The sequence below is a fragment of the Streptomyces sp. NBC_01116 genome (assembly GCF_041435495.1).
Lineage (GTDB): Bacteria > Actinomycetota > Actinomycetes > Streptomycetales > Streptomycetaceae > Streptomyces.
In genome coordinates this window covers 6719739-6730972 of record NZ_CP108644.1, presented here as the reverse complement: position 1 = coordinate 6730972, position 11234 = coordinate 6719739, and the positions used below count along the sequence as shown (strand labels likewise).

Sequence of the window (11234 nt, the reverse complement as noted above, 5' to 3'; positions counted from 1 at the left end):
CTCAGTGCTCACTCCCCTGATTCACCGAGGTCCCCTTGAGCAGGAACCAGGACACCGCGGCCGCGGCGAACAGCAGGGCCGCGCCGAGGGCCGAGGCGCTCCGGAGACCGTCGACGAAGGCGTCCTGGGCGGCGGTCAGCAGGGCCTGAGCCTGCTCGGGAGGCAGGGGTGCGGCCGCCTCGGCGGCCGCACCGAGGGAGTCCCTGGCGCCCGCGGCCACCGCGTCGGGAGTACCCGGCGGAACGCGGAAGTCCTGGTAGACGCTGGTGACGATGGAGCCGAGCGTCGCGATGCCGAGCGCCATGCCGAGCTCGTACGCGGTCTCCGACACGGCCGAAGCGGCCCCCGCCTGCTCCTTGGGGACGCTGGAGAGCACGACGTCGTTGGCGACGGCGAACGCGAGGCCCAGCCCCACGCCGAGGACGAAGAGGGACGTTCCCAGCAGGGGGTAGCCGGTGTCGCGGTCCAGGGTCGTCAGCACCGCGAGGGCGACCCCGATCAGGGCCAGACCACCGCTGACGACCGCTCGGGCCGAGGTGCGACGGGCGAACCAGCCGGCCGCCACCCCCGAGAGCATCGACGCCAGCATGGCGGGGAGCCCCGCCAGACCCGCTTCCAGGGGGCTGCGGCCCTGGACGAGCTGGAAGAACTGGGACAGGAAGTAGATCAGACCGGACAGCCCCAGAACGGACAGCAGGTTGGCCCCGATGACTCCGGAGAATCCCCGGTTGCGGAAGAGCCGCACATTGATCAGCGGGGCTTCGAGCGCCAGCTGACGGCGGGCGAACAGCACCAGCCCGACGACTCCGAGCAGGGCCGCCACGACGACGTCGGCGCGCAGTCCGTGGGCGGCGGCCTCCTTGATCGCGTACACCGTGCCGATCATGCCCACCATGGACAGCACGACGCTGAACAGATCCCAGGGCCCCGGGTTCGGGTCCTTGGACTCGGGGAGCAGTTTGATGCCGACCGGAACCAGTACGGCCATGACCGGCAGGTTGATCAGGAACACCGATCCCCACCAGAAGTGCTCCAGCAGGAACCCGCCGAGGATCGGGCCGAAGGCCGCGCCGGCGGAGATCGCCGCGGCCCAGATGCCGATGGCCAGGCTGCGTTCACGGGCGTCGGTGAACAGGTTGCGGATCAGGGCCAGGGTGGACGGCATCAGGGTGGCGCCGGCGATGCCGAGCAGCGCCCGGCCGGCGATCAGCATCTCCGCGCTGGGCGCGTACGCGGTGAGCGCCGAGGCCAGGCCGAAGGCGACGGCGCCGCACAGCAGGAGCTTCTTGCGGCCGATCCGGTCGCCGAGGCTGCCCATGGACACGAGCAGTCCGGCGAGCACGAAGGAGTAGATGTCGCCCATCCACAGGAGCTGCGGCCCGGACGGCTTGAGCGACTCGCTGATGAAGGGCGTGGCGAGCGCCAGGACCGTGCCGTCGACGGCGATGAGAAGCACGGCCAGGACGAGTACGCAGAAGGCCAGCCATCGCGCGGCGTTCTGCGTCGGTTCCAGCTCCGACTCGGGGGCTTGGGTTCTGGAGGTCATCGGTTGGTTCCTTCCGGTCGGTCAGCGGGTGGGAGTCCGCGCCGACGTAGTTCGGACGGCCCGTCGGCCGCGGCGTGTCGCCGCGGCCGACGGGCCGCCTGCCCGGGTCCGCGAATCGGACCCGGGGATTGCGGGAATCGAGGTCACCCGGCTCCGACGAGGCGCTGGACGTCCTGGTCCCGAAGGAGGGAGCCGACAGCCCGCAGGGCCGTCCGCAACTGCTCGATCTCCTCGTCGGAGAGATGGATCGAGGGTTCGATGCGCAACGTGTTGACCGAGCTGCCGGTGGGGAACACCCGGATCCGGTGGGCGTTCAGCAGGTGGCCGGCGATCACATAGCCCAGGAAGCCCGACTCCGCGACGGCCCGCAGGTCCGGCGAGGCCGCCCGCACCTGGTCGTGGAACTCCACGCCGAGCATGAGCCCCTTCCCCCGTACGTCCTTGATCACGTCGGGGAAGTCGGACCGGACCTCTTCCAGCATCGTGAGCAGCTTCCCGCCCACTTCCCGGGCGGTCCGGTAGGCCCGGCCGTCGTCGGCCTCGAGGAGCTGGAGGGTCCGGAGCGCGATCTGGCTGGAGAAGCCGTCCTTGGCGAACGTCGAGCTGTGGACCAGCTCGAAGTCCTGCCGGTAGCACCCCTCCCTGATCAGCGTCACCGAGGTCTTGGCGATGCCGCCGCCCAGGCTCTTCGCCAGCGTGTAGTAGTCGCCGCGCAGGCCGATGAGGGAGCTGGCGAGGAAGGCGCCCGAGCGGCCCATGCCACTCTGGATCTCGTCGACGACGACGGGGCACGCGATCTCCCGGCAGAGCGTCCGGACCTCCTGGGCGAACGCCTCGCTGATCACCCTGATGCCGCCTTCCCCCTGGATGGGTTCGATGAGGAAGGCGCAGAACAGGGGGAAGGGTCGCTCGACCACTCCCACCTCCCCGTCCCGGGTCACGACGTCGAGGACCACCGCGCCTTCCTCGCGCACGATCTTGCCGAGGACTCCGGGCTGGTCGACGGGGACGAAGCGGGCCTGGGCGGCCAGCGATCCGAAGGGGAGGCGGAACGCCTCGTTGTGGGTGAGCTGCACACTGCCCACGAGCTTCCCGTGGAAAGCCCCTTCCGGCGCCAGGAACAGCGGGGAGCGGGCGAGCCGGCGGGCGTTCTCGCGCTCCACCGCCTCGATCAGGCCCTCGAATCCGGCTTCGGGCGCGACCCCGGCGGCGGCGTAGGCGGAGGCCGCCACGTTCTCCCCCGCGGCCACGGCCGCACGGGCGGCCACGCGGTGGGCCGCCAGCTCGTCGCGGAGTTCCGCCAGCCTGAGGCCGCGGTCGAACTCGGCGTGTTTGAGGGCTGCTTCGACCGCCTCGGCACCGCTGTTGGCGAACACGGCGAAGTAGGGCTCCTCCGTGCCGGTCTCACGGTGGACGATCCGGTTCAGTTCGAGGGCGGCGCGGTTCGCGTGGGGGTGCGGAGAGAACTGCGCGTGGATCGGGGTGCCCGCGTCGAGGAGGTCCTTCGCGTGGGCCACGAGGTCCGGGTGGTTGTGTCCGAGGATCAGCGAGCCGAAGCCGCCCACGAGGTCCAGGACGGGGATCTCCGTTCCCTCCTCGTCGCGGTAGTAGAGGGTGTTCCGTTCGGCGCGGGTGTACTCGACACCGATCCCGGCCGAGGCGAGGACCTGTTCGAGGTGAGGTTCGGCCAGCTTGACGTCGGTGGTCTCGGTGGAATTCATTGCTCACCTATTCACTGTCACGGGACGTGGTGTCGCCCTGGGGGCCGACCGGCTCCATCGCCTTCTCCGGTGCGCCGCCCGTCGTCGCGGGCCGCGTCGGCCTCGGCGGCGAGCTCCAGCGCCGCATGGCGGGGTTCTCGATGTACGTGTGCAGCACCCAGGCGCAGAAGAGGGTGACCGCGTAGGTGACGGCCATGAACACCAGGGCGCCGGGAATGCTCCAGGACTGGTCCATGCCGACCAGCCGCCTGGCGCCGACGAGGACCGAGAGGTGCACCAGGTAGAACGCGAACGAGAGGTCTCCGAGCCACACCAGGAACCGGCCGCCCAGGATGTTCTGCCGGCCGCCCAGGTCGGCCGTGATGCCGGCGCCGACCAGCAGCACCACCGGGACGAAGGTCACCGCGGCGAAGGCGAAGACCTCGGGGACGTTGCGTGCGACGACGCACGAGGCCAGGAGCAGCAGCCCGGCGGGCGCCAGACCCAGGTGGAACCAGCGGCCGCTGATCACCAGTCGGGCGAGGACGATCCCGGCGACGAACTCCAGGATGCGGACGGGCGGGAAGACGTAGCTGAACCAGACCTGGTGCTCCACGGGGACCACGGTGTAGCTGAAGACGGTGACCGCGAACACGGCGACGGTGATGCCGATCAGCCACGGAAACAGCCGGGTCTCCTTGATCCTGTTGATCCAGGGCAGCAGCAGCGGGAACATGAGGTAGAAGAAGAGCTCGGCCGAGATCGACCAACTCGGGCCGTTGGAGCCGAAGATGACCCGGTTGTCGGGGATCCAGTTCTGCAGGAGGAACACACCGGGGATGTCGGCGGCGGAGGTCAGGGTGCCGGTCAGGCAGACCATGCCGATCGCGTAGGTCACCAGGTGCAGGGGGAAGATCTTGAAGAAGCGCCTGCGCCAGAAGCTTCTGCGGGTGTCCTTCTGCCGCCTGGCCCAGGTGAGGATGAATCCACTGGTGACGAAGAAGAAGGAGACGCAGGTGTAGCCGACGACGCCGAACACGGTCCGGTAGGTGTCGCGTACGTCCGCGTCCTCGAATATGCCGAGGATGTCGACGTCGTAGGGAAGGTCTCCGGCCACGATGATGATGTGGCAGAGGAAGACGATCACGGAGGCGACGCCCCGCATCCCGGTGAGCGAGGGCAGCGGCGGGCGCTTGCCCTCCGCCCCGGCCGTCGGTCGCTCGAAGCGTGTCTCAGCCATCAGAAGGTCTCTCCATGGGTTCCGTCTCGGGAAGCTCCCGCGCGTCGTCCGGCCCGGGCGGTATCTCCCGCCCGGGCCGGACGACGCTGCGGGGACGACAGGTCTACGCGACGGCCTCGGTCGGCACCGGACGGTCGATGACCATGAGCCATCTGCCGTCGGCGCCCCGACGCAGCACGTCGGTGCAGGTGCCGCGCATCCGCACCCGCGCCCCGTCCGGCTCCGGCAGGTCCAGGTCGTAGTCCACGACGATCAACATCACGTCGCCGGCGACGTGTGCCTCCCGGAACTCGGCGTCCAGCAGCGGTTTCTGGGCGAGCATCTCCGTGATGACCCGGGTGCGTTCCGTGCCGGTCAGCGGCCGGCCCGAGAGATTGGAGATCGCGTCCGCGCGGTAGAGACTGTCGAAGACCGCGCCCTCGCCCGAGTTGAAGGCCTCGAGGAACACCTCGTTCTGCTGTTCCGGGTCGTCGGGAAGTTCCAGGGTGTGCGCAGTGGTCTCCGTGGCCATGATGCAGTACCTCCGTAAGGTCACCTGGTGGGTGTTCGGCCGGCCGGCCGGGCTCTTCAGACGAGCGCGGCGGCCTGGCTCGCGGCGCGGGCGCCCGTCTCGATGGCGCCCTCGAACGAACCGATCCAGCCGCTGGGCATATCGCCGTTGGCGAAGGTGATCCGGCCGTGCGGCTGGTGGATGGCGGGCAGCTGGCGCAGCATCTGACCGGGCTTGCGCATGCCCCAGCCACCGTCGGAGAAGGGGTCGTTGGCCCAGTCCTGCACCCGCATGTCCACGACCCGGGAGTCCGGGAGCACCCGCTTGATCGCGGCGTCGACGCTCGCCTTGCTGGTGACGTCGAGGCCCGGGCCGTTGATCGCGATCATCAGGCTGTCGCCGTTGCTGAGGTAGCCGTGGGTGAACATCGAGGCGATCGGGTCGCCCGCGGCGCCCTGCACCGCGACGCGTTCGAGGTTGCCCGCGAGCCGGATCCACATCTTGGCCGCGATGGGCCGGATCCCGACGCCCTCCTTCGTCGCGGCGGCGTGCACCGCGGGCAGCCCGGGGGAGAACTGGATCGACTTCCACTTGTTGAGCGGTACGGCCACGACCGCGACGGGCGCACTGAACTGCGCCCCGCTCTTGGTGGTCACGGTGACCCGCCCACCCGCCTCCGAGATCTTCGCGACGGGGGTGCTCAGCCGGACGTCGGCCTGGGCTCCGTCGAGGATGGCCTGGATCAGCGTCACGGCGCCGTTCTTGACCCGGGCCGCGTTCATCTGGTTCCAGCCCTCGGGGGTCCAGCCGCACAGGGCCCACCACTGGGCGAGCGCCGTCAGGCCGCCCTGCGCGGCGTTCCCACCCGAGTAGGTGGCCATCTGCCCCTCGATCAGGTTGAGATCCTGGGTCGAGAGCCGCAGTTGGGTCATCCGGTCGGCCAGTGACAGCCGGTCCACCTTCGCGAGCAGGTCCGCACGGAACAGCGGCTCCTCGGGGCGCTCGAAGTACTGGCGGGAGCCGTCGAATATCTGGCCCAGCAGCTCGTCCATGCGGGCGCCCGTGGCTACCGGGTCGACCGGCCGGTAGCCGCTCTCGGTCGGAACGATGAACGTCGTGGGGGCCACGTCCCCGACCGTGGTGAGGCCGTAGCGCCGCATCTCCGCGTAGGTGCGGTGGTAGTTCGGATGCAGCCAGGTCCCTCCCAGCTCGATCTGCTCACCGAAGTGCGTGGTGCTCCACACCCTGCCGCCGATGCGGTCGCGGGCCTCCAGAACCAGCGGACGGAGCCCCTTGTCCCGCAGGTCCCGGGCGGCCGTGGCGCCGGCGAACCCGGCGCCGATGACGATGGCGTCGTAGTCCGCCGAAGGCGCCCGGTGCCGGGCCGCCGCGGGACGTGCCAGAGCCGTCGCCGCGCCGGCGCCCAGTGCGGTCGCGCCGCCCGCTCTGATGAGCGTCCTGCGGCTGAGCGATCGAGAGTTGTTCACCATTCCCCCTGTTACGTGCTGTACCGACCGCGCGGACAACGAGTCCGCGCGGGATGTCGTCGTGAGGTGTTCGTGCATGTCATTGGTGTGCCGCGGCGACGGGCGGACCGGCTCGATCCGCCCGTGCGTCACAGCAGCGGGGTGTCCGGGTCGAGTCCCAGGAGGACCCGCCCGTACGTCTCGAGGTTCGTGCTGAGCAGCAGCAGGGCGTGGAGCGAGAGCCCCTGGCTGTCGCGGTGGAAACGCTGGATGGGGACGCTCCGCTGGATCGCGGTGGCTCCGCTCGCGTTGTACAGCGTGTCGATGGCTTCCTTCGCCAGCTCGACGGCGTAGGCGGCCTGGCCCCGCACGGTCGCCTTCTCCTCGATGGTGGGCTGCTCGCCCGCGTCGGCACGCCGCTGGAGCAGCGCCAGCCATCCAGCGGCGAGCCCTTCCGCCGCCGCGATCCGGTTGGCCGCGGAGGCCACCTGGATCTGCGTCAGCGGATGCAGCTTCTGGTCGCTCCAGGACGTGTACGTGATCGACCGGCCGGGTAGGCGTTCGAGGAACAGTTCGTAGGCACCGCGCGCCATGCCGGTGAGGACGGCCGCGCACTCGGCCATGACGAGACTGAACAGCCCGTAGTCACGGCCGTTGGCACCGGCGTGGGCCCGGCCAGGCGTGTTGTTGAGGATGGCGTTCTCGAAGCTCACCACCCGGTGCGCGGGGACGAAGACGTCCTTGGCGGTCGAGGTCGCGCTGCCGGTGGCGGCGGCGGACGAGGTGTTCCAGTCGTCGGCGACCGTGAAGTCCGACATCGGCGCGATGGCGACGAGATCCTCGAACGTGCCGTCCGGACGCTCCAGCAGGGCCGCCGCGATGTTCCAGTCGGCACCCCGGCAGCCGGTGTTGAACCGCCAGCTGCCGTTGAGCACGTACCCGCCCTCGGCGGGCGTGAGCGTGCCGCTCGGGGTGAATCCGCCGGAGATCCGGACGGAGTCCCGGGCGAAGATCTCGTCCTGGGCCCGGTCCGGGTAGAGCGTCGCCACCCAGGCGTTCGAGATCCAGACCATCGACACCCAGCCGGTCGATCCGCAGCCGCGGGCGATCTCGGAAATGACCCGGCTCTGGTCGGCGAGGTCCAGGTCGAGGCCTCCGAACCGGCGTGGTGTGGCGATGCGGAAGACGTCCGCCTTCTCCAGGAGCGCGATGTTCTCGTCGACGATCCAACGCTGCGCCTCTGAGGCCTCACCGTTCTCACGGAGCCTGGGGACGATCTCCCCGACCTGGTGCAGTACGGACTCGACCGGAGATGATGTGCTGGTCATGTCGCCTTCCTGAGCATGATGGGGTCGCGGTGCGGGGACGGCCAGGACCTGGCCCCCGGCCCGTACGACGGGGCGGTACGCGTCGCTCCCGCGAGCGTTCAGTTGATGAAGCCGAGAATCCGGTGGATGCGGCCGTCCCGGAACAGGACGGTGTCGGTGCCCGTGGCCCGGGACATCGCGCCGCCGGGCGTGCCCCAGCGCCAGGTGAAGAGCGCCATGTCGTTGTGGGCCCCGAGCAGCGAGACGACCGTGAAGTAGTCGTCGGGGGCGAGTTCCTGCATCTCGACCATGGACACGTCGATCGCCTCGCGTCCGACGAGCGGCTCGGTGAGGTTCTGGTCGATGTAGGAGCCGTCGTGGGTGAACAGCTCGTCGAGCATCGACCGGCGCCGTGCACCGTCCCGTTCGTTGATCGCTTCGATGTATCCGTGGATGAGCTCGACAGATTCCTTGTTCACGGCGTGCGGACACCTCTCTGAGTCGTACGGGGCCGGCGTGCGGCCGACCGGTTGGCTGGTCCTGCCAGAGCTCCGCGCAGCACACGCAGGAGGAGTGCCGGACGCATCAGCGACTCCGCGGGCTCCATGAGGGCGATGACCCTGAGGAACGCGTCGGCCACGGCCGGATCCCGGGTGCCGACACGCTGCACCAGGCCGACGTAGAAGTGGCTGATCCGGGTCATCGGGGTCCGTTCGCCCTCGACGCCGGGGAACGACAGGTCGGTGCCGATCATCAGGTCCCAGACCCGGTCGATCGCGTCGGCCGACAGATCACGCAGGCAGAAAAGCGGATCCGGAGCCGTCCCCCGCAGGAGATGCCGGCGGAGCGTGACGGCTTCGAGCGCGGCGACGGTCATCCCCTGCGCGTACGAGGGGTTGAGGCTGCACACGGCGTCGCCGATCGGCAACAGCCCCGCGGGAAAGCGCCGCATACGTTCGTAGTGGCGCCGGAGGCTGACCGGGAACCGGTAGCCGACGGGGTCGTCCAGCGGCTCGGCGTCCCGGAGCGCGTCGATGATGTCGGACGCGGACACGGACGCGATGAAGGCGTGGAAGCCCTCCGGGTCGGTCGGCGGATGGTCACCGAGGATTCCGTACGCCGTGACGACGGTCCGGTCCCCGTCGACCTTCGCCGCGATCGCGCCGCGGGGCAGGGCCGCCGAGGCCATGATGTTGATCGCCGTGTCTCCCCGGTAGGGGTCGGACCTCAGACGGTAGTGCCGGGTCACGTACCCCAGGCCGATCTTCCTGCGCTCCTCCTCCACCTGCGGGTAGCCCAGCTCGACGAGCCACGCCGCGGTTCGTGATCCGCGCCCGGTCGCGTCGATCACCAGGTCCGCTTCGAGCAGTTCCTCGGCTCCTCCGCCGCCCTGGCGGGTCACCTGGACGCCGGTGACCCGGCTCCGGTCGGGCGTCGCGACGAGCCGCAGGATGTCCCGGCCCTCCAGGAACTCCACGTTGGGCAGGGCCCGCACGCGGGCGCGCACATGGCCCTCCAGGAACGGACGGCTGGAGGTGAGCGCGTCGAGGCCGGAGCGGCTCTGCCGGAGCCGTACGCCGTTGACGTACCAGCGCAGGTTGCCGGCCAGGTCGCCGATGCTCGCCCCGGCCGTGACCATCTCGTCGGTGATACCGGGGAAGAGTTCTTCGATGATCTGGTGTCCGCGGGCCAGCAGGCCGTGCACCTGTCGTCCCTGCGGGGCTCCTCGGCGTGGCTCCATCGGGCCGGTGAGCGTGTCCCGGTCCACCACGGTCACGGTGGTGTACGCGTCGGAGAGCACCCGGGCCGCGAACAGACCTGCCATGCCCGCGCCGAGCACGACGGCCCGCTCCCCGCATCGCCGTGCCATCGGGGCGTTCATTCGGTCCTGTTGCGCGGGTCGCCGTACGGGGAGTCGACGGCGAAGCGCCACTTGCCGTCGATTCCCCTGGCCAGGACGTCGGCGCCTATGCCCGCCAGGTGTTCCGTGACCCCGTCGGCGTCGGTGACCTCCATGGTCCAGTCGACCGCCAGCAGGGCGGTGTCGCCCGTGACATGCGACTCCCTGATCCTGGACGTCAGTTTCGGTCCGAGTCGCAGGAATTCGGCGAGGGAATCCCTGCGCGCCGCACCGGTCAGCGCGGTCTTGGGGTCCCAGACCGATATCGAATCCTCGGTGTAGTGCCGATCGACTGCGGCGAAATCTCCGGAGTTGAAATCGCGGACATACTCTTCGAGATGTTCCTCGACGCCGCCCGCGTGAGTGTTGGTCACAGTAAAATCGCCCCAAACGATTCTTGTCACTGCCGTTGTCCTGGAACCGGGTACGGACTTGGTTCCGAACCCGAGTTGGAAGATAGTGAGGGCTCTCCACTGGGGCTACATCGACGAGTAACAGGCGGTTCATCGGGAACGACGGGACCTCGGGACAGCCCTTGGGCGGGCGGACTTCACCGCGCCGGCCCCAGCCCGGAAGGGCTGAGGCCGGCGACAAGATCCGCGGTACCGCCGGGCGGCCGTCAGGCGGACTGCGCCGCCTTCTTGAAGACCTCGAACACGGCGAAGTAGTTCTTGCCGCTGTAGCCCTGCTCGATGGCCGACTCGGCGAGCTCCTTCATCAGCGCCGGCTGCCGGGCGTCGACACCCTGCTCCACGCAGGTGCGGGTGATGTGCGCCAGGGCGTTCAGGTTCATCTCCATCGTGCCGAACTCACCGGGGTAGTTCGCCTTGTCGAGGTCCGGGGCCTGCTCGACCAGGGTCGAGTCCACCACCGTGGGCATGAACCAGTTGACGGCCAGCTCCGCGAACGTGGCGGCCGGCACACCGGCCGACGCGACCAGGGCGGTCGCGTGCAGGAAGCCGTTCATGGTCGAGTACATCAGGCCCAGCAGAGCCGTGTTGTAGAGCACCGCCAGGCTCGGGTCGGCACCGAGGAACCGCGGGTCGCCCATGCTCGCCAGGGTGACCCGGTGCTGCTCGACGATGGCCTGCGAACCGCTGTAGAGGAAGACGGACTCCGGGTCCCCGACCAGCGGCGGAGGAACCATGATCGCGCCGTCGAGGTAGTCGATGCCGCGCTCGGCGGCCCACGCGACCGCCGCGTGCGCCTCCTTGGGCGTACCGGAGTTGAGGTTCACCAGAGCACGGCCGCGCAGCGCGTCGGCGGCCGGCGCGAGCACCTCGTAGAGGGTGTCGTAATCGTTGAGACACACAATGGTGACGGGGCTCGCGGAGACGGCCTCGGCCACGGTGGCGGGACGCTGGGCGCCCCGGGCGACGAGGTCGTCGGCCTTCTGCGGCGTACGGTTCCACACCGTGAGGGGGTGCCCCTGCTTCAGGAGCGCCTCGGCGAGCGCGAGACCCATGGGGCCGAGTCCGACGACGGTAACAGGGCTGTTCTGGGGGGATGTTGACTGCTGTGTTGTCATGTGGGACAGGTTAAAGTGTCACATCAATGTCAGAGTCAACTCGAATCTGTGTGGTGA

Annotated in this window: 10 protein-coding genes; all 10 read right to left on the bottom strand. The window is 69.5% G+C overall.

Going from position 1 to position 11234, the window contains the following annotated elements:
* Window position 1 precedes the first annotated feature (1 nt).
* The 10 genes from OG245_RS29550 to OG245_RS29505 all read right to left on the bottom strand — a co-directional run bounded on the left by OG245_RS29550 (window position 2) and on the right by OG245_RS29505 (window position 11177).
* Window positions 2–1546 (bottom strand): MFS transporter, encoded by a 1545-nt coding sequence (locus OG245_RS29550; protein WP_371626404.1) that lies wholly within the window; start codon window positions 1544–1546, stop codon window positions 2–4.
* Between the two features lie 143 nt (window positions 1547–1689).
* Complete coding sequence (locus OG245_RS29545) at window positions 1690–3267, bottom strand: aspartate aminotransferase family protein (protein ID WP_371626403.1); 1578 nt, start codon at window positions 3265–3267, stop codon at window positions 1690–1692.
* A gap of 7 nt (window positions 3268–3274) precedes the next feature.
* Window positions 3275–4486, bottom strand: coding sequence for an acyltransferase family protein (locus OG245_RS29540; protein ID WP_371626402.1), 1212 nt, complete (start codon window positions 4484–4486; stop codon window positions 3275–3277).
* Between the two features lie 103 nt (window positions 4487–4589).
* Complete coding sequence (locus tag OG245_RS29535) at window positions 4590–4997, bottom strand: DUF4440 domain-containing protein (protein WP_371626401.1); 408 nt, start codon at window positions 4995–4997, stop codon at window positions 4590–4592.
* 56 nt (window positions 4998–5053) lie between these two features.
* Complete coding sequence (locus OG245_RS29530) at window positions 5054–6463, bottom strand: flavin monoamine oxidase family protein (protein WP_371626400.1); 1410 nt, start codon at window positions 6461–6463, stop codon at window positions 5054–5056.
* 128 nt (window positions 6464–6591) lie between these two features.
* Window positions 6592–7770, bottom strand: a complete 1179-nt coding sequence (locus OG245_RS29525) for an acyl-CoA dehydrogenase family protein (protein ID WP_371626399.1) — start codon at window positions 7768–7770, stop codon at window positions 6592–6594.
* Window positions 7771–7868: 98 nt separating this feature from the next.
* Window positions 7869–8228, bottom strand: coding sequence for a nuclear transport factor 2 family protein (locus OG245_RS29520; protein ID WP_371626398.1), 360 nt, complete (start codon window positions 8226–8228; stop codon window positions 7869–7871).
* Window positions 8225–9619 (bottom strand): FAD-dependent oxidoreductase, encoded by a 1395-nt coding sequence (locus OG245_RS29515; RefSeq protein WP_371626397.1) that lies wholly within the window; start codon window positions 9617–9619, stop codon window positions 8225–8227. The genes OG245_RS29520 and OG245_RS29515 overlap by 4 nt, the downstream gene beginning before the upstream one ends.
* A gap of 8 nt (window positions 9620–9627) precedes the next feature.
* Window positions 9628–10023 (bottom strand): nuclear transport factor 2 family protein, encoded by a 396-nt coding sequence (locus OG245_RS29510; protein WP_371626396.1) that lies wholly within the window; start codon window positions 10021–10023, stop codon window positions 9628–9630.
* 245 nt (window positions 10024–10268) lie between these two features.
* Window positions 10269–11177 (bottom strand): NAD(P)-dependent oxidoreductase, encoded by a 909-nt coding sequence (locus OG245_RS29505; RefSeq protein WP_371626395.1) that lies wholly within the window; start codon window positions 11175–11177, stop codon window positions 10269–10271.
* Between the last annotated feature and the right edge of the window lie 57 nt (window positions 11178–11234).

Coding starts and splice junctions, on each gene's coding strand:
- OG245_RS29550 (WP_371626404.1), bottom strand. CDS start 1,546: ATGACCTCCAGAACCCAAGCCCCCGAGTCGGAGCTGGAACCGACGCAG.
- OG245_RS29545 (WP_371626403.1), bottom strand. CDS start 3,267: ATGAATTCCACCGAGACCACCGACGTCAAGCTGGCCGAACCTCACCTC.
- OG245_RS29540 (WP_371626402.1), bottom strand. CDS start 4,486: ATGGCTGAGACACGCTTCGAGCGACCGACGGCCGGGGCGGAGGGCAAG.
- OG245_RS29535 (WP_371626401.1), bottom strand. CDS start 4,997: ATGGCCACGGAGACCACTGCGCACACCCTGGAACTTCCCGACGACCCG.
- OG245_RS29525 (WP_371626399.1), bottom strand. CDS start 7,770: ATGACCAGCACATCATCTCCGGTCGAGTCCGTACTGCACCAGGTCGGG.
- OG245_RS29515 (WP_371626397.1), bottom strand. CDS start 9,619: ATGGCACGGCGATGCGGGGAGCGGGCCGTCGTGCTCGGCGCGGGCATG.
- OG245_RS29505 (WP_371626395.1), bottom strand. CDS start 11,177: ATGACAACACAGCAGTCAACATCCCCCCAGAACAGCCCTGTTACCGTC.